Here is an 18,657-nt window from a genome sequence, read left to right as displayed (position 1 = left end):
GTGGGTTGAGCGCACGGTTACGTTGTTATTCATACCAATTCATTGGTTTTGCATCGTATTTATCAGACACGTGAAACAGTGGCGCGCATTACACCAAGCCGCAGCTACCCCCGCTCCACCGTTACGACCGATGATTGAGCAGAAACTCCTCATTGGCCCGGCGCGCCGCTTCAGCGCGCGCACGCGCACGTTCCGCACGCGCGCGTGCCTGCGCGCGCTCGTGTTCCAAGTGCGTATGAAGGACCTCGGAAGGGGTGCCCTCGTGGGCCCGGATCTCGTGGATTGCGTGGATGGGCTCGGCGTCGGACACGCGGTAGGCGGCCGCAGCAAGCAGGGGCATGAGGAAGACCGAAATCGCGCCCGCCGCCACCAGCACCGAAGCCACCTCGTCGGTCATGACGCCCGACGTGCTGGCCACCGACGTCACCGCCACGATAATAGGCAGCGCCGTCGTGCAGTAGAAGGACACCGAAAGGCAGTTGGTGCGCGACACGTCGGCACGCACCGAAGGGCTGGTGACCAAGGCGATGAAGACGGGCACCGCGCGCACGAGCAGGAGCAGGAAGATGAAGGCCACGAGCAGGCCCGGCCGCTGCCCGATGGCCGCCAGGTCGATCTTCATGCCCGAAGCGACAAAGAAGAGCGGGATGAGGAAGCCGTAGCCGATCGCGTTGAGCTTGCCTTCCAGCTTCTCGCTGCCTTCGGGAATCACGTAGCGCAACACGAATCCGGCAGCGAAGGCGCCCAGCACGATGTCGAGGTCGAAGATGGCCGAAAGCGCCACGAACACGATAAGCATGAGCATCGTGAAGCGCACAAAGGTCTGCGCCGTGCTGTCGGCGTTCTGGGTCATGAAACTGTAGAACCGCGAACCGTCGCGCCGAGCGCGCTTGGCGAAGCGGGCAGTGAGCACGCAGAACATGGCCAGCACGAGAAGGATCAGGGCCGTCTGCATCTTAGACCGTACCGAGAGCAGGACCGCCATCGCAAGCACGGGCCCCAGCTCGCCCCAGGTGCCGAACTTGATGACCAAATCGCCCACACGCGTGCCCATGAGGCCTCGGTCAGCAAGGATGGGCATAAGGGTGCCCAGAGCGGTGGTGGTGAGCGTAATCATCACGGCCACGTTCCCCTCGGGTGTCGTGATGAAGTCACGCGGCAGCAGCAGTACGACGATAAAGGCAAGCACGAGAGTAAGAGCCCAGGTCACAAGCCCGCGGCGGCCTTCCGCATCGGTAAGCTGACGGGGGTCGATCTCGTAGCCGGCGAGCAGGAAGAGGACGGCCAGGCCCAGGTCGGACAAAAGCGACAGCGATGAGCTCGACTCGATAACGCCCAACCCGAAGGGCCCGAGCACGGCGCCGAACACGATGAGGAGGACCGCTTCGGGAATGGGCTTGCGCGGGATGCGCTGGGCGATAAGAGGGCTCAGGGCCGCCACGAAGGCGACGATCGCAAGGGTGGTAAGTTCTTCAGCCATGTCGACCCGCTAGAAATTGGCCGAACGGGCGAATCCGAACCGCCACATAAGGCTGTTCCAGATGTCGATCGTGCGTGGGTAGAGCTGGCGGTCGTGAGCCACCAGGAAGCTGAGCGTGTACTTGAAGGCGTCGAAGTAGAGGCGCTCGAGCGGTACGGTGCCCACCTCGTCGCGCAGCATCTGGATGCCGCTCATGTCCCCGTAGGTGCGGTTGGGCTCGATGATGTCGGCCACGTAGACGATGCAGTCGAGCGGCGCCATGTCGGCCGCGCCCGAGGTATGACGGGCAATGGCCTGGAAGACATCGTCGCCCAGCTCGGGGTATTCCAGCTTCAGGGCCGCGGCGGCCGTGGGACCGTGCAAGAGCCAGGGCATGTTGTCAACCACTTCGGCGGGCACGTCCACCTCGAGTTCGGCGGCGCGGGCGCGGATCTCGTCGACGTGCAGGCCCTTGTCCCAGTCGTGAAGGATGCCGGCCATGCGGGCGACCTTGGGGTCGTAGCCGTACACGACCGCCAGCTGCTTGGCGGCCTTGGCAACGCCCTTCGAATGCTTGTAGCGTTTGGGCGAAACCCGCTCCTTGAGCAGGTCCTTCATGTGGTCGTAGTTGTCTTTGCCGAAGACGTCGTCGGGCACGGGTGCGCGTCGCTCTCCCGCGTCGCCGATGTTGTCGGCGGCACCCGAAAAGCCGAACCCGTGGCCGGGGGCCACGTCGGTCATGTGGGCGGAGGCCATGTCGCCCGCGCGCATGCCGGCGAAGGCCTGCTTGGGGCCTTCAGCCAGCGTCATGGGGTCGAAGGCCCGCGGTTCGCCGGAAGATTCGTCAGTCGTCATAGGAAACCCCTTTCGGAATTCGGAAGATAGAGGCCGCGTTCTTCGATGTAATCGCGCACCTCGTTGGGCACGAGGTAGCGGATCGACCGGCCGCGGGCCACCATAGCGCGCAGCAGGCTCGACGACACCGAAAGGGCCGTGGCCTCGAAGAAGCGAACGTCGAAGTCGGCGTGGTCCCTCAGGACCCGCTTGCATTCGTCGGTGATGGTGTATCCCGGACGCGATACGGCAATGAGCTTGGCCAAACGCGGAATGTCGGCCGATTCGTGCCAGCTCATGATCGAGAGCACGGCGTCGGCGCCTGTAATAAAGTAGAGCTCGACGTTGGGCGGAAAGAAATCGTGCAGCTGGCGCAGGGTGTCGACCGTGTAGGTGTCCCCGCCCCGGTCGATTTCGATCGAGCTCACGTCAAAGCGGGGGTTGCCAGCGCAGGCGAGCTCGCACATGCGCAAGCGGTCGCGCGCGGGCGTGACGGACTTGCCCTTCTTGAACACAGGCACGCCAGCAGGGATGAAGACGACCCCGTCGAGCTCGAACTCGTCGCGCGCCTGTTCGGCGACCGCCAGGTGACCCACATGAACCGGATCGAAGGTCCCGCCCATGATGCCCAATCGATAGGTGTGGGACGTGTCGAGCGACCCGTCGGGCCGGCACCCCATTGCATCAAAACGCGCGGAAACGGTTGGCATGCCGACCTCCTACTCGCGAACCTGGCCAGTGCCGCGCAGGAGGTACTTGTAGGTGGTGAGCGCTTCGAGGGCGAAGGGACCGCGCGCGTGCAGCTTCTGAGTAGAGATGCCGATTTCGGCGCCCAGGCCGAACTCTCCCCCGTCGGAAAAACGGGTCGAGGCGTTCCAGTACACCACTGCCGCGTCGACGGCCGAAAGGAAGATTTCGGCGTCGCGCTCGCTGCTCGTGACGATGCATTCGGAATGATGGGTCGTGTAACGGGCGATATGGGCAAGAGCTTCGTCCATGCCGGAAACGACCTTCACCGAAATCTCGAGGGCCAGATACTCGCGACCCCAGTCCTCTTCGGTGGCGGGTACCGTGGGAATGCAGAGCTTGCGCGCGATTTCCGCCGTTGGCTCATCGACGTGGAAGACGACCCCGTGTTCGTGCAGGGCGGGCAGGATGATCGAAAGGGCGTCTGCGGCGATCGACTCGTCGACGAGCAGGGACTCGCAGGCGTTGCAGACACCCGGGCGCTGGCACTTGGCGTTAACCACGATGTCGCGCGCCATCTCGAAGAGGGCCGGCGCATGCACGTAGACATGGCAATTGCCCGTGCCCGTTTCGATGACGGGAACGGTAGCCTCCTCGACGCAGTGGTTGATGAGCCCCGCCCCGCCGCGCGGGATGAGGAGGTCGACGAGGCCGCGCGCATGCAAGAGAACGTCGGTGGCGGCACGGTCGGTGGAATCGACGTAGACGATGGCGTCATGCGGCATGCCGGCGCCTTCGGCAGCTTGGGCCAAGAGACCGGCGATGAGCGTGTTGGAATGGAAGGCGAGGCTGCCGCCGCGCAGGATGCAGGCATTGCCCGTCTTCAGGCAGATGCCCGCCGCGTCGGCCGTGACGTTGGGTCGGGCCTCGTAGACCATGGCAACCAGCCCCAAAGGCACCGACACGCGGGTGAGTTCGACCCCGGAGGCAAGCGTCCGCTCGCGCTGAACGACGCCGAGCACGTCAGGGAGGGCGCGCAGGTTTTCGAGCCCCGCAGCCATGCCCTCGACACGGTCGGGCGTGAGCAGGAGTCGGTCGAGGTAGGTGTCGGTCGTCCCTTTTTCGCGAGCGTCGGCCATATCGAGCGCATTGGCTTCCACGATTTCGGCTGCATGGGCGCGCAAGGCGGCTGCCATGGCGGCAAGCGCACCATTGCGCAACTCAAGCGAGGCCTGGGCGCACGCGGCGCTCGCGGCCTTGGCGCGGCGAGCGAGCGCGAGCACGTGGTCTTGTGCGGATTCTGCCATAGCGAGGCCTTTCTCTAATCGAACACCACGAGTTCATCGCGGTGCACGAGGGGTTTTTCAGCAAGCGGGGCGAGCAGGCGGTTCGACGCCATCTGGGCCGACGAATGGCCGCGCGCGAGCTCGACCTCGTCGAAGGAGGCCGACACCTTGCCCCGGGCGAAAACGTGCCCGTGAGCGTCTTTGATGTCGACGATATCGCCGGCTTCGAAGGCACCGTGCGCACCCGTCACGCCCACGCAGAGCAGGGACTTACCCCCGTCGACCAGGGCGGCACGGGCCCCATCGTCCACCGAGAGCGCGCCCTTGGCGGCATCGCCCAGGGCGATCCAGAGCTTGTAGTTGGTAATCTCGTGGCGCGGGGCGCGCCCGGCGAAGCGGGTGCCTACCGGCTTGCCCGCCACGATGCGCGGCAGGGCGTCTGGCTCGGCGCCGCTGCAGATGACGAGAGGGATGCCCGCTGTCATCAGCACGCGCGCGGCTTTGAGCTTGGTGATCATGCCACCCGTGCCCACCGAAGAGCCGGCGCCGCCCGCCGAGGCGAGCATGGCCTCGTCGATGCGGTCAACGGAATCGATCTTGCGGGCAGTGGGATCGGTGGCAGGGTTGGCTGTATAGAGACCGTCGACGTCGCTGAAGATGACCGACAGGTCGGCCTTCACCAGGCAGGACACCAAAGCGCTGAGCGTGTCGTTGTCGCCGAAGCGAATCTGCTCGACGCTCGTGGTGTCATTCTCGTTGACCACCGGCACAACGCGATAGGACACCAGGGCGAGCAGGGCATCGCGCGCATGAAGGTAGGCCGATCGGCGCGCCGTGTCGTGGCGGGTAAGGAGAACCTGCGAAGTCACGATCCCCAAGGGCGCAAAGCTTTCGGCGTAGGCCGCGGCAAGGACGTTCTGGCCCACCGATGCCGCCGCCTGCAGACTCGGCATGTCGGAAGGGCGCTTTGCGAGCCCCATGAGGGGCAGACCGCAGGCGATGGCGCCCGATGAGACGATGATGGGGCTCCAACCCGCCTCGCGAACCGCGCGTACCTGCCTGGCCAAGGCCGCGAAATAGTCGCGGCGCACCTGGCCGTGCTCGTCGACCAGGGTCGACGAGCCGATTTTCACCACGACGATCTTTTCGTCGCTTGTGCGTGCGGCGGTATCGCGCATGCCGGGTCCTCCCCTTCCGATTGCTAGATATCGAGCTCGTCGTAGACGTCTTCGTGCTGACGAGGCGATTCGTACACGAAGGCGCGGCCCAAGATGCGAATCTCGTCGCCGTCGCGGGCGCCCGCCTCTTCGAGCGCCCGGTCGACCCCGGCACGTTTGAAACGGTGTTGCAAGAAGGTGATGGCCTCCTCGTTGTCCCAGTCGGTCTGCACGACCCAGCGCTCGACCTGGGTGCCCGAAAGTCGGAAGACATCGCTCGAAAGCTTTTCCACGTTAAAACGGCGCTCGCGGGCTTCGCGGCGACGTTCCCACACGTGGTCGTAGTGAGGCTCGGCAGCGTGGGCTTCGCGCGCGGCTTCGCGAAGCTCGTGAACCTTAGCGCCCACGGCGGCCTTCAACTCTTCGACGCCCTTGCGCGTGGCGGCACTCGTGCAGAAAAGCTTGGGGTTCACAGGGCTGTCGGCGTACTCGTTGCCGCCAGCGGCCTTAATAGAGTCTTCCTTCACCGCTTGGGCCAGGCGAGCAAGGTTGTCCTCGAAACCGGGGATATCACACTTGTTGGCCACCACGATGCGCGGGCGGTCGGCAAGCTCTTCCATGTAGAGCTCGAGTTCGCGATTGATGATCCGATAGTCCTCCACCGGATCGCGGCCTTCGAAGCCGCCCGTGATGTCGACCACGTGGACGATCATGGCCGTGCGCTCGATGTGGCGCAGAAAGTCGTGGCCCAGGCCCTTGCCCTCGTGCGCGCCCTCGATCAGTCCGGGGACGTCGGCGATTACGTAGTCGTAGTCGTCGCTGCGCACCACGCCCAAGTTGGGCTGCAAGGTAGTGAAGGGGTAGTCTGCGATCTTGGGCTTGGCAGCGCTCATGCAGGAGATGAGGCTCGACTTGCCGGCCGAAGGCATGCCCACCAGGGCGGCGTCGGCCATGAGCTTCATCTCGAGTTCGATCCAACCTTCGTGGGCGGGTTCACCCAACTCGGCGAAGGCAGGCGCGCGGCGGGTCGAGGTGACGAAGTGAATGTTGCCGCGGCCGCCCACGCCGCCCTGGGCGACGACGACCGCGTCGCCGTCGTGCGTAAGGTCGGCGATGGTCTGCCCGACCTGCTTGCCTTCGTCGTCGTATTCGCGCACGACGGTGCCCACGGGGACCTTCAGAACGAGGTCCTTGCCGTTGGCGCCGTGCATGCGCTTGCCTTGGCCGTGGGTGCCGCGCTCGGCCTTGAAGTGGTGCTTGAAGCGGTAGTCGAGCAGGGAGCTCACGCTGCCGTCGGCCTGGACGACCACGTTGCCGCCGCGGCCGCCGTCGCCGCCGTCAGGGCCGCCCTTGGGCACGTGGGCTTCGCGTCGGAAACTCATGCAGCCGGCCCCGCCGTCGCCGCCCTTCACGTGGATATGCACTTTGTCGATGAACATCTTACGTTCCTTACATCTAAACGCGAGCGCGTGGCCCGCACCGATTGCCCGTTGGGAGTATGTAGCGATGCGCCCTGCGCAGCTGAAAACCATGCCGTAAAGGACATTGCATGGTCGTCTTTCATGGTAATGACGGTAACACAACGCACGGCCCACGTGCAGCTCAGCGGGCCGACCACCCCGATTGGCACCGAAACGGCACGGCTCTACGTTCGCGTCGGGTTCTCGAGAGCTCCGTTACCCGGCAGCCAGCCACAGCAGCAACCCCTCAGACACAAAAAGCCCTCTGCCAGAGGCAGAGGGCATTGCAAACAACCGGCGGTAAGCTCGGATTATTCGGCGCTCGGGATTACGTGGACCGTGCGCTTCTTGCCGCGACGGTATTCCACCGTGCCCTCAGCGAGAGCGAACAGGGTGTCGTCGCTGCCACGACCCACGTTCTGACCGGGATGGAAATGCGTGCCGTGCTGACGCACGATCACGTTGCCGGGAATGACATGCTCGCCCGCGAACTTCTTGCAGCCCAGACGCTGACCACGGGAGTCACGGTTATTTTGGGTAGAACCAAGGCCCTTCTTATGTGCCATGCTACTTCACTCCTTCGTGTATCGCTTAAGCGATGGATTCGATCTTGACGCGCGTAAGCTGTTGACGATGACCGCGCAGCTTCTTGTAGTTCTTGCGCTTGTGGAACTTGAACACGAGCTGCTTGTCGCCCTTGAACTGTTCGACGATGGAAGCGGTGACCTTGGTCTTGCCGGCTTCGGCGGGATCGGCCACGACCTTGTCGCCGTCGATCACGGCGATAGCGGTGAGCTCAACCTTGTCGCCTGCGTCGCCTTCGATCTTTTCGACCGCGAGGACGTCGCCCGCAGCAACCTTGTACTGCTTGCCACCCGTTTTAACGATTGCGTACATAAGCGTTTCTCCTTGAAATAGCAATCTGGCGCATGCGCGCCGTTCATCTATGCGGCTTCTGCAGCGATCCGTACGCACATGGCGGTGGGAAACACAACCGCTTTGTAGCGCTTGCATGCAAAAGCTTTTCTATTTTATCGTGCGCAAAAATCGGCGCAACTCCCCCACCGGCGCCTTCACAATTTGCGCAAGGGGCGAGAACGAATGCCTGAGCTCAATGCGAACGCAAGCGACCGAAACAGTCGCTTGCCCGTGAGGAACAGGCAGTCAGAATCGGGGCATCGATGAGAGCCGCAGGACTCAAGACAGAGCCCACATCATGCCAAGCGCCAAACCCCCTATGAGGTCACTGCGTGAGGATAGCGCGAGAGATTTGCGACAGTCCCAAGATTTGCGTGAGGCAAAGAATATCGCAGATTGAGAAACGCGTTACGTACGCTCTTACGCATGAACATCCTCATCTCACATAGCTCAGCCTTTGCCTTGTATGACGCGCTCGGTGACGAGACGATCTCCTGTCGAAGAACGATGCCACTTGAGTCGTTCGGATGGGACTCTTCGATCGTCGATACGCAGCCCCTCATTACGGCTCTGCCCCATCCCGTAGACGTGCTCGTACCATTCGGCGCGCGAGTAGATATCAGAACGGTTCGCCTGCACGCAAGCACCCAGAAACTTCCTCCGCTTGCGACCGTACCCCTAACGCCCCGGCTCTACACCGTTGCCCCGGAAATATGTTTGTTCCAACTCGCACGAGGAGCACGTGCTATCGATATCGCACAATGCGCATCGCGGCTCATGAGCACCTATCGGCCATGCGCAGAAGCGCCAAGCGGGATAACCGAGCGATGCCAGCTCACCAATCCCCGAAAAATTGCCGTCTACGCGCGCGCCATACAAGATCAATCGCTTAGAAGCACGACACGCAACGCTGCGTTCGGTCGCGCGATGGACTGGGCCTCTTCCGGAGCCGCATCCCCAAGGGAAGCTGCGCTCCAGCTAATGTTCACCGTGCATGCGCGAAGTGGAGGATTCGGACTCCCCAAACCCGAACTCAACTATACGGTGCGCGTCCCCGCGCCACTTGTAAAATGGGCGGGCAAGCGCTCGTATCGATGCGACTTGTATTGGCCCCAGGCCGCAGTAGCCGTTGAATACGACAGCGACCTGCATACCGGTTCCCGGCAAATCGCAAAAGACGCAAAGCGCCGCGAAGTGCTCGCACGGCTGGGAATAACAACGATAACCGTAACCCGCATACAGATGAACAATATTGAGGAACTCAGACAAATCGCCTTACATGTAAGCAAGCTGCTGGGGACGCCAAAGCGGTATCAAAGCATTGAGCTCCGCGAACGACAGCGCAAGCTGCTCGGCTCGCTGCTTCATTCAAAATGGCTCTAGCCAATCGGGGGCGCCCACCCGACAATCGGACTCTCGACCTCGGAAACCGAATTCTCCCGTTCAGCGCTCGAAACTACATTTCGACAACCGGATGTCCCGTGCACCGATCGAGCCTTCCTCATTCAGCAACTTGGCTCCAATGCAGTAAGGAACTTCCCCACTCAATTACCGAACAAAGCCAGTTTTGATGTAAAAATGCCTATTTCGCGAAACGAACAGGGTCAACAAAGAACCTGCAACGTTGTTCATAGACAGTATTTCATGTTCTGTTGATTTTCTAAGTTCGGAAGTGCCTTCAAAGTACTGCATAGAGAGCAAAAACCGCGAATTAGAGATTTTTACGTCAAAAGTTGGTCCGGCGCGTATCACCGCGCACGCGCGCAACCGCGCTCGCACCTGGCACGCGCCCGCGCGCGGCCGTGTTCACGCGCGAGCCCGCGCGCGCCCACTCATGCTCAGCCGCACCCGCGCGCTAGTGGGCTTCGGCCCAGTTGGGGCCGTGCTCCACATCGACCACCAGGGGCACCTTGAGCTCGACCACGTGCTCCATCACGTCCTTCAACAGAGCCGACACGCCCTCCACCTGGTCGGCGGGCACCGAAAGGTCGAGTTCGTCGTGCACCTGCACCATCAGGTGCGCCTCGGGGTACTCCACCCGCAAGCGCTCTTCCACCTGGCGCATCGCAACCTTGATGATGTCGGCCGCCGACCCCTGCATGGGATGGTTCATAGCCGTACGCTCGCCGAACGCCCGCTGCTGGCGATTGCGCACTTTGAGTTCGGGGATGTGCCGTTTGCGACCGAACATGGTCTCGGCGTACCCGTTCTGCGTTGCCTGGTCGACGACGCCGTCAAGATACGTGCGCACGCCCGGATACGCTTGGAAGTAGGCGTCGATCATCTCCTGTGCTTCGCCGAAGGGGATGTGCAGGCTCTGCGACAAGCCGAACGCCTGCTGGCCGTAGACGATGCCGAAGTTCACCGCCTTGGCACGACTGCGCAGTTCGGGCGTGACCTGGTCGACGGGAATCCCGAAAACGCGCGCCGCAGTGGCGCTGTGGAAATCGGCCCCGGTGCAGAAGGCGTGCACAAGATGCTCGTCGCCCGAAAGGTGGGCGAGCAGGCGCAACTCGATCTGGCTGTAGTCGGCGCCCACGAATTCGTCGCCCTCGCGCAGGGGCACGAAGCAAGCGCGGATATGGCGGCCGAAATCGGTGCGCACGGGAATGTTCTGCAGGTTGGGATTGCTGCTCGAAAGGCGACCCGTGGTGGTCACCGTCTCATTGAAGGCCCCGTGCAGGCGGCCGTCGCCCTTGCGCATGGCCGGCAGCGCGTCGATGTAGGTGCCCTTGATCTTGGCAAGCTCGCGGTACTGCAGGATAAGGCCGGGCAGCTCGTGGTCTTTAGCCAGCTCGGTGAGGACCTTGGCGTTGGTGGAATACCCGCGCGAAGTCTTTTTGAGCGGTTTTAAACCCAGCACCTCGAAGAGGATATGGGCCACCTGCTTGGGCGAATCGATGTTGAACTCCTCGCCGGCAAGGTCGTAAATGCGGCCCACCAGCTCGTCGATCTGCCCCTGCGTCCGCGCGCCCAACTCGTCGAGCGTCGCCACGTCAAGAGCCGCTCCCGTGCGCTCCATGCGCGCAAGCACGGGCACCAAGGGGGCGTCAATCTTCTCGTACACGTCGCGGCTGCCGTCCTCGTCGAGCGCCGAGCGCAGCGGCTCGATAAGCGCGCGCAGGGCCGCCGCCTCGATCGCCACCGTATCGACGTCGGTTTGCCCCTTGGGCAGCTCGCCACCCAAGTAGGTTTCGGAAAGATAGTTGGGCACGTATTCGGCCACCGAAGAATCGAGGGCGTAGGCGGCAAGCGTCGCATCGAAAAGATGCGAGGCAAAGACGTCGTCGTCGCTGAGCTGGGCGTCTTCGGCCGTGTCGGCCGGATAAGCCGCCTGAATCGTGAGCTTGGCATCGTGCACGGCTACGTCGACGCCCACCTGCGCGCTCAGGCGCACCATGCGCACGAGGGTCGACAGGGCCGAATCGCCCTCGAGCACCGCCACGCCGTCTTCGGCGGCGAAACCCACCATTATGTTGGCCCCGAAAAGATTGGCCTGGTCTTGGCGCAGCCACGACAGGCCGAAACGCCCGCCCGCGCCGCCTTCGGCAGCCGCAAGGCACTCGTCGACAAAGGCAAGCGCCTCGTCGCCGGTGGCGTAATCGTCCCACTCAAGCTGGGCCGCCGGCGCCGCCGGGGCAGCCTCCGCGCCACCCACCAGCGCGAGCACCTTGTTCATGTGTGCCTTCATGCCCAGCTTGCCGAACTCTTCGACCACGGCCTTTTCGGTGAAGCTGGGGAAGGAAATCGCCTCGAGGTCGAGGGGGAAATCGAGGTCGCGCTTGATCACGGCCACGTCGCGCGAAAGAAAGGCCGCGTCGCGGTTGTCGCGCACATGCTCGAGCTGCTTGCCCTTCAGCTCGTCGAGATGTTCGTAGAGGCCTTCCATGGTCCCGTATTTCTGCAACAGCTTGGTCGCCGTCTTAGGGCCGATGCCCGGCACGCCGGGGATGTTGTCGGCCGTGTCGCCCATAAGGCCCAGGTAGTCGGGAATCTGCGCGGGCTCGACCCCGTACTTTTCGAAGACGCCTGCCGGGTCGAAGATCACGACGTCGGTAATGCCCTTCTTGGTGTTGACGATCTTCGTATGCTCGCTGGCCAGCTGGCAGACGTCCTTGTCACCCGACACAAGCAGGCAATCGTAGCCCGCCGCGTCGCAGCGCGCCGAAATGGTGCCCAGGATGTCGTCGCCTTCCCACCCCGGCACCTTCACCACGGGAATGTTCATCGACTGCATCACGTCGTCGATGAGGGGGAACTGCACGCGCAGCTCGTCGTCCATCTTGGGGCGCTGAGCCTTGTACTGCTCGAGCGCTTTGATGCGGAATTCGGGTTTACCCACATCGAAGGCGCAGACGATAGCGTCGGGGTGCGCCAGGTCGATAAACTTCAACAGCATGGAAAGAAAGCCGAACACCGCGTTGGTGGGCGTGCCGTCGGGTGCGTTCATCGTGGGCGGGACCGCGTGGTAGGCGCGGTGCATGAGGGAATTGCCGTCGATGACGGCGATTTTCTTGGGCGCAGCTTCAGACATGCCGTTCGCTTTCTCTTACGAAATGAGTCGCGCTCCAGTATAGCGTGTAGAAATGGAGACGGCGGGGCGGGCACCGCTGGGGAAAGCGGATGCGCGCACGCACCCCACACGCAACAGGCGCGAGGCGAAACCGCCCCGCGCCCACCGAGCGCTTGCGATCTATACGGCCGGCCGACTGCCCGCTGCTGGCGTGCGCCCCTAGGCCTGCCACAAGTAGCCCACGCCGCGCACCGTTTCCAAATGCTGGGCCAAATCGGGCCCCAGCTTGCTGCGGATGCGCCGCACATGCACGTCAACCGTGCGGCTGCCGCCGTAGTAGTCGAACCCCCATACGCGCTGCAGGAGGGCATCGCGGCTGAACGTGCGACCGGGGTGCGCCGCCAAAAAGGACAGCAGGGCGTATTCCAAATAGGTAAGGTCGAGCGGCTCGTCGCCGATCGTCACCTGGTAGGTCGCCAAATTGATCGTCATGTCGCCCACCGTGATGAGCTCGGACGCCGTCTGCTCGCTGCCCGGCCACAGCAGCTGCCGCACGCGGGCCGCGCATTCGGCTTCGCTTGCCTCGTCGACCACGAAATCGCTCTTCAGCTGCACGGGCAAGCGGAAATTGGCCAGGGCATCCTGGGTCACCACGAACAGCGCGCTAACGCCGCTCTCCCCCGCCAAAAGCTGTTCGAGCTTGGCCGACGCGTCGTCGTGTTCGTCATGCGATTCGAAAATCACCAGGTCGTAGTCGTGCTTGCGCGCGGCAGACTTTTCGAACTGCGCGGCCGAAAGCGCCGTCACTTCGACGTCCATATCGGCAAGGACATGTTGGAATTTATAGGCGTTGTCCAAGCAATCCGCCACGAAAATCACTTGCTTGCGTTCCATAGTTCTCTCCCCGCCGGGAAGCAAAGCCCGGCGCACCCGGGTTTACAGCACTTCGAATTGGCGGTCGATCTCCCACGGCGTCACCTGCAAGAGGTATTCCTGCCACTCGCGGGTCTTCGCCTCGACCAGGTATTCGTGAATGTGCTCCCCCAGCACTTCGCGCATAAGCGCACTCGACCGGAACCGCTCGAGCGCCTTCCCCAGGCTTTCGGGCAGCTTTTCAATGCCGGCTTGGCGCAACTGCTCGTCGGTATGCAGCGACAGATTGTGGCCGTCGGCCGAGGCGGGCAAGGACAGATCGTTCTCGATGCCCTTCATGCCCGCCGCCAAAATGCACGCGAAGGCCAGATAGGGGTTGCAGGCCGGATCGGGGTTGCGAATCTCCACGCGGCAGGAGCTTTCCTTGCGCGGCTTGTAGGCGGGAATGCGCACCAAGGTGCTGCGGTTGCCGTGCCCCCATGAAATGCAGGCGGGCGCTTCGCTGCCCGACGCCATCAGACGCTTGTAGCTGTTCACGTACTGGTTGGTGACCAGGCAAAACTCCGGCGCGTAAGCAAGCAAGCCCGCCACGAAATGCTTGGCCGTGGCCGAAAGGTTGTAGCCTTGCGGATCGCTGGGGTCGTAGAAGGCGTTGCGATCGTCAGCGTCGAAGAGGCTCACATGCACGTGCATGCCGCTACCCGGCTCGTCCTGCAGGGGCTTGGGCATGAAGCTCGCGTACACCCCGTGCACGTTGGCCACTTCCTTCACGACCATCTTATAAGTCATCACGGCGTCGGCCATGCTCATAGCGTCGCTGTAGCGCAGGTCGATCTCGTGCTGGCTCGACCCGTTTTCGTGATGGCTATACTCCACCGGAATGCCCATGCGCTCCAAGGTGAGCACCGTGTCGCGGCGCAGGTCGCTCGCCGAATCAAGGGCGGTAAGGTCGAAGTAGCCGCCGCGGTCGAGCGGTTCGCGGCTGCGGCTGTTGCGGAAGTAGAAGTACTCGACTTCGGGGCCCATGTTGGCCTCGTAGCCGGCGGCGCGCACCCGGGCGATCTGGCGGGCCAATATGGCGCGGCTGTCCCCCTCAAAGGACTGCAAGTCAGGCGTTTTGATGCTGCAGAACATGCGCGCGACGGCGTCGCTATCGGGGCGCCAAGGCAAGATCTGGAAGGTGGAGGCATCAGGGAAGGCGAGCATGTCGCTTTCGGCCGTGTCGGTGAAGCCGTCGATGCAGCTCGCATCGAAGCCCATGCCTTCGGCGAAGGCGCTTTCCAGTTCGTTGGGGCTCACGGCGAACGACTTCATGCGCCCCATCACGTCGGTAAACCAGAAGCGCACGAAATGCACGTCACGCGACTTGATCGTGCGCATCACGTATTCCTGATCGGGAGACATCGACGCATCCTTTCTGTAGCGAAACCTGACTGCAGGCGGACCTGCACCAACCCGCGCGACCGCACGCGGTCGCTGTGTACTTACTGTATGAATACTCCGTTTCGAAACGATTAACAAAGACCGACGGAATCGAAACGCCACGAATCAGCGCAGAAAGCGAAGCGACCCCGGAAGAACCGGGGCCGCATACCGTTAATACGATTGCAAGAGGTTGATGATCACACCCGAAAACGCGAACAGCGCTGCAACGCAGATCAGGATAAGGACGAGCATGGCGCGCGCGAAGTTCTTGCGCGGCTGGCGCACCCGCCCAAAGGACCAGATAAGCAAAACGACAAGGTTCACCACGGGGATAAGGGACACGATGATCGTGAGGATCCAGTTGCCCACGCCCAAGCTCTCGTCCTGTACGGGCGGATAGTTGGGATAGGCAGGCTGAGCGTAATAACCCTGCTGCGGTGACCCGCCGTAGCCCGGGGCGTAGGCGCCCTGCTGCGGATACCCGCGTGGAATGGAAGCTGCCTGAGCCTGCGATCTGGTTCGTCTTTCCGTCATAGTTCGCCTCGAATGCCTCGACTAATCCGTATTCACGTCCGACGAGCCCAGCACCACGAGCAGATCGCCGCCCGAAAGCGTATAGGTACCGTCGTTCTTCTTCACCTGGCAGCCCGACCCGATCTCGTTGGCAATCGCCTGGGCTTCGCCGGCAAACCGGTCGTCGGCATAGACGACCAGCGAGGTCTTGTAGTCCTTCGATTCGGCGTTGCCCGTCGAAACGACCGTGTATCCGTTCTTCCACAGGGTCTTTGCCGCCGCTTTGGCCGCGCCGCCCACGCCAGAGCCGTTCTTCACAACCACGGTACCGCTCTTGGTAGCAGTGTCGGCCGAAGACGAGCTCGAAGCGGTCGACGAGCTGCTCTCCGAAGAAAGGGAGCTGACCGACGAATCGGCCGTCACGTTCTGGTTGCCGCCGTCGCCGGTGGTCGACGTCACAATGCCCGTGCCCGCGTCGACTTCCTCGTCTTCGGTGGGCGGCAGGCCCTGGGTCACGCGATCCATCATCTTCTTCCACGCAGCCTGCTGGATGATGTTGAACCAGACCCCGTTGGTGAATTCGGCTTCGGTAGGCATGACCGCCGTGTAGAGATTGGAATCCATATCCATATTGCTGAACTGGGCCGCGTACCCGTTGATGTCATCGACCGAAAGGTCGGTTTGCACATAGGACGACAGCTGGGTAAGGACGTTGGCCTGGGTGACCTTGTCCTCCTGCAAGAGCTTTTGGGCGATGGCGCCGATAAGGGCGCGCTGGTTGGCCGTACGAATGAGGTCGCCGTCGCCCACCTTGTCGTAGCAGTGGCGGGCGCGGGCGAAGATGAGGGCCTGCTCGCCGTTGAGCGTCTGGTCGCCTGCGGCCAGGTAGCCCGTGTAGTCAGGGTCGTTGATCTCGTAGGGCACGTTCACTTCGACGCCGCCCAGGGCATCGACCGCCGAAGACAGGCCGTCCATGTCGATGAGAACGAAGTGGGAAATGTCGACGCCGGCCACCTTAGACACGGTGGACACCGCCAGCGAGGCGCCGCCGAAGGCGTAGGCCGCGTTGATCTTGGTAGACCCGTGTCCTTCGATGTCGACCTTGGTGTCGCGCGGAATAGACACAAGCGTGACTTTCTGGTTGCCCGGGTCGACGCGCGCAAGGATGATCGAGTCGGTACGGTAGAGATTGTCAGTCGACCCGTCATTGTCGCGCCCGAGCGAATGATCGGTGCCCATAAGGAGGACATAGAAGGGGTCGGTGGGGCTATCGGTCGTGGTGAGCGCACCCTCCAGGTCGGAATCGAGGCCCTTCTTGAAGTTGTTGTTGATCGTGGTCGTCACGTGCTGATAGTAGGCGTAGGCAACACCAGCGCCGGAAAGCAGCAACGCGGCGATGATAAGCAAGGCGACAATCACGTGTTTGCGGCGCTTGCTTGTGCGCTGGCTGTGATAGCGGTCGCAGGCAACGTCGCGGGAATAATCGGTGGTATCAGGGGTAGTTGGCATACGGGCCCGTTCTCTCGAATTAGGCGTTCCGACTCATTTTGGATGCAAACTTGCCTGCGCACAACAAGATATCGTGCATCTGCATGAGAATCCCTACAAAATCGCACCCCACTGCGAAGGATGAAGGATACCGATGTAGGTGAGGAAGACGCACACAAGCGAGACGATAACAGACCACACCAATAAAGCTTTTGCCCAATTACGCTGCGAAGTCGACCGCGTGCGGCCGAAGGCATAGACGATAAGGGCCACGATGCCCACGAAGGGAATGCTCGCCAAAATGACGGCACCGAGCCAGGAACGAAAGCTCACAGGCTCTTCGCGCGTATCGAAGACGGGTGTAGGCGGAACCACCGAACGCGGAGCCTCTTGAGGCGCCTGGCCGTACTGGCCATAGCGCGGAGATGCGGGCCCTGGTTGCAGGGGCACGCTTTCAAGCGGCTGGGTAAGGTCGGCCGTGATGGACGGGCTAGGTGGTTTCGTCGATGCAGGCTCGGGGGACGTAGTCGGTTGTGCAGGGACATGTGGCGGCTCGAAAGAAGACGCAGGAGCTTCTCCCATATCTCTGGCCGCATGGTCATGTCGAACGGGAGTATCAACGACATTAGCCGACGCTGCGGAAACGCGACCGTGCCGGCCAATCTTCGCCCCGGGAACATACGCGTGCTTTGCCATTGCCCTCACCATCCGTTCGTTCGTCCGACCCTGCAATGGTAGCGCAAGGCGCGCGAGGACACCGCCCTCTCCCAACCGCATCCACGAATGCAGCGGAAGATTGCCCCACTGTCAGCTCAAAAAAGAGCGCCGCACCGCCCAAGGGCAGCACGGCGCACTGAATCCTATGGACAAACGCTATTCGATATGCACGCCCAGCTCGGATTCGACCAAGTCGAAGGCTGCGTCGATGGCCTTGTCCATGTCGTAATACTTATAGCCGCCCAAACGGCCGGCGAAGACCACCTTGCCCTCGGACTTGGCGAGCTCGGCGTACTCACCGTAGAGCTTAGTATTGCGTTCGTCGTTGATCGGGTAGTAAGGCTCGTCGCCCGGTTTCCAGTCGGCAGGATATTCGCGCGTGACTACCGTCTTGGGCTGATCGCCGTACTCGAAGTGCTTATGCTCGATGATACGGGTCCAGGGAATCTCGCGTTCGGTGTAGTTCACCACGGCGTTGCCCTGATGGTTGACCTCGTCGAGGATTTCGCTTTCGAATCGCAGGGAGCGATATCCGAGCGTACCCAGCTTGAAATCGTAGAACTCGTCGATAGGGCCGCAGTAGATGATGCGGTCGGCGATGTCGGGCTCGGCGGCGATGAGGTCGCGGTATTCCGTGTTCAGGCGAATTTCGGAATCGCCGAACATGCGCTCGACCATCTTGGTGTAGCCGCCCATGGGGATGCCCTGCCAGCGGTCGTTGAAATAGTTATTGTCGAACCGCATGCGGAAGGGCAAGCGCTTGATGATGCTCGCCGGCAGATCCTTGCAGTCACGGCCCCACTGCTTTTCGGTGTAGCCCTTGATGAGCTTTTCGAAGATGTCGCGGCCGGCCAGCGAAAGGGCCTGCTCTTCGAGGTTCTTGGGATCGGTGATGCCTTCGGCTGCGCGCTGCTCGTCGATCTTGGCCTGGGCTTCGGCCGGAGTCTTCACGCCCCACATCTTGCTGAAGGTGTTCATGTTGAAGGGCAGGTTGTAGAGCTCGTCCTTGTAGATAGCCACCGGCGAATTCACGTAGTTGTTGAACTCGGCGAACTGATTGACGTAGTCCCACACGCGACGGATGGACGTATGGAAGATGTGGGCGCCGTACACGTGCACGTTGATGCCCTCGACTTCCTTGGTGTAGATGTTGCCCGCAATGTGGGGCCGGCGGTCGATGACAAGGCAGGTCTTCCCCACCTTGGCGGCTTCGTGCGCGAAGACCGCGCTCGAAATGCCGGCGCCGACGATCAGATAGTCATACTGGGACATAAATGCTCCGTTCTTCACAACAAAAAGAGGGGAGGTATGTGCCTCCCCTCTCAAC

16 protein-coding genes are annotated in these 18,657 nt (G+C 62.3%); 1 reads left to right on the top strand and 15 read right to left on the bottom strand.

Annotated features, from left to right (window positions below; genetic code table 11):
* Positions 1 to 121: 121 nt before the first annotated feature.
* The 8 genes from BN3270_RS05810 to rplU all read right to left on the bottom strand — a co-directional run bounded on the left by BN3270_RS05810 (position 122) and on the right by rplU (position 7,780).
* Positions 122 to 1,480: a cation:proton antiporter gene (locus BN3270_RS05810; RefSeq protein WP_082673393.1), complete on the bottom strand. Its 1,359-nt coding sequence runs from the start codon at positions 1,478 to 1,480 to the stop codon at positions 122 to 124.
* A 9-nt stretch (positions 1,481 to 1,489) separates the two neighbouring features.
* Positions 1,490 to 2,314: a bis(5'-nucleosyl)-tetraphosphatase (symmetrical) YqeK gene (gene yqeK, locus BN3270_RS05805; RefSeq protein ID WP_271711936.1), complete on the bottom strand. Its 825-nt coding sequence runs from the start codon at positions 2,312 to 2,314 to the stop codon at positions 1,490 to 1,492.
* The gene (nadD, locus tag BN3270_RS05800; protein WP_082673392.1) at positions 2,311 to 3,003 is read right to left on the bottom strand and encodes a nicotinate-nucleotide adenylyltransferase; all 693 of its coding nucleotides are present in this window, start codon (positions 3,001 to 3,003) and stop codon (positions 2,311 to 2,313) included. The genes yqeK and nadD overlap by 4 nt, the downstream gene beginning before the upstream one ends.
* A gap of 9 nt (positions 3,004 to 3,012) precedes the next feature.
* Positions 3,013 to 4,287, bottom strand: coding sequence for a glutamate-5-semialdehyde dehydrogenase (locus tag BN3270_RS05795; RefSeq protein WP_058986202.1), 1,275 nt, complete (start codon positions 4,285 to 4,287; stop codon positions 3,013 to 3,015).
* A 14-nt stretch (positions 4,288 to 4,301) separates the two neighbouring features.
* Positions 4,302 to 5,444, bottom strand: coding sequence for a glutamate 5-kinase (gene proB / locus BN3270_RS05790; protein WP_058986201.1), 1,143 nt, complete (start codon positions 5,442 to 5,444; stop codon positions 4,302 to 4,304).
* 23 nt (positions 5,445 to 5,467) lie between these two features.
* On the bottom strand, positions 5,468 to 6,862 hold the full coding sequence (gene obgE / locus BN3270_RS05785) for a GTPase ObgE (protein WP_058986200.1): 1,395 nt from the start codon (positions 6,860 to 6,862) through the stop codon (positions 5,468 to 5,470).
* Positions 6,863 to 7,194: 332 nt separating this feature from the next.
* Complete coding sequence (gene rpmA, locus BN3270_RS05780; protein ID WP_058986199.1) at positions 7,195 to 7,449, bottom strand: 50S ribosomal protein L27; 255 nt, start codon at positions 7,447 to 7,449, stop codon at positions 7,195 to 7,197.
* Between the two features lie 25 nt (positions 7,450 to 7,474).
* Positions 7,475 to 7,780 (bottom strand): 50S ribosomal protein L21, encoded by a 306-nt coding sequence (gene rplU, locus BN3270_RS05775; protein ID WP_058986198.1) that lies wholly within the window; start codon positions 7,778 to 7,780, stop codon positions 7,475 to 7,477.
* Between the two features lie 1,002 nt (positions 7,781 to 8,782).
* Here rplU and BN3270_RS05770 point away from each other — a divergent pair.
* Positions 8,783 to 9,184, top strand: coding sequence for a PDDEXK family nuclease (locus tag BN3270_RS05770; protein WP_058986197.1), 402 nt, complete (start codon positions 8,783 to 8,785; stop codon positions 9,182 to 9,184).
* A gap of 472 nt (positions 9,185 to 9,656) precedes the next feature.
* Here the strand turns inward: BN3270_RS05770 and polA are convergent, their stop codons facing one another.
* The 7 genes from polA to glf form a co-directional block, all read right to left on the bottom strand.
* Entirely contained in the window at positions 9,657 to 12,335 is a 2,679-nt protein-coding gene (gene polA, locus BN3270_RS05765) for a DNA polymerase I (protein ID WP_058986196.1), read from the bottom strand.
* A gap of 198 nt (positions 12,336 to 12,533) precedes the next feature.
* Complete coding sequence (locus BN3270_RS05760) at positions 12,534 to 13,208, bottom strand: winged helix-turn-helix domain-containing protein (RefSeq protein WP_058986195.1); 675 nt, start codon at positions 13,206 to 13,208, stop codon at positions 12,534 to 12,536.
* A 42-nt stretch (positions 13,209 to 13,250) separates the two neighbouring features.
* Positions 13,251 to 14,591 (bottom strand): glutamine synthetase family protein, encoded by a 1,341-nt coding sequence (locus BN3270_RS05755; RefSeq protein WP_058986194.1) that lies wholly within the window; start codon positions 14,589 to 14,591, stop codon positions 13,251 to 13,253.
* A gap of 192 nt (positions 14,592 to 14,783) precedes the next feature.
* Positions 14,784 to 15,146, bottom strand: coding sequence for a hypothetical protein (locus tag BN3270_RS09505; RefSeq protein WP_148335498.1), 363 nt, complete (start codon positions 15,144 to 15,146; stop codon positions 14,784 to 14,786).
* A gap of 21 nt (positions 15,147 to 15,167) precedes the next feature.
* On the bottom strand, positions 15,168 to 16,634 hold the full coding sequence (locus BN3270_RS05745) for an LCP family protein (RefSeq protein WP_058986192.1): 1,467 nt from the start codon (positions 16,632 to 16,634) through the stop codon (positions 15,168 to 15,170).
* Positions 16,635 to 16,727: 93 nt separating this feature from the next.
* Complete coding sequence (locus tag BN3270_RS05740) at positions 16,728 to 16,946, bottom strand: hypothetical protein (RefSeq protein ID WP_167551325.1); 219 nt, start codon at positions 16,944 to 16,946, stop codon at positions 16,728 to 16,730.
* A 540-nt stretch (positions 16,947 to 17,486) separates the two neighbouring features.
* A complete protein-coding gene (gene glf / locus BN3270_RS05735; RefSeq protein ID WP_058986190.1) occupies positions 17,487 to 18,602 on the bottom strand; it encodes a UDP-galactopyranose mutase in 1,116 nt (371 codons plus the stop codon).
* Positions 18,603 to 18,657 lie beyond the last annotated feature (55 nt).

The organism is Hugonella massiliensis, from assembly GCA_001486445.1.
GTDB lineage: Bacteria > Actinomycetota > Coriobacteriia > Coriobacteriales > Eggerthellaceae > Hugonella > Hugonella massiliensis.
The sequence above is the reverse complement of the archived record's forward strand: the minus strand, read 5'-3'. Positions and strand labels throughout refer to the sequence as shown.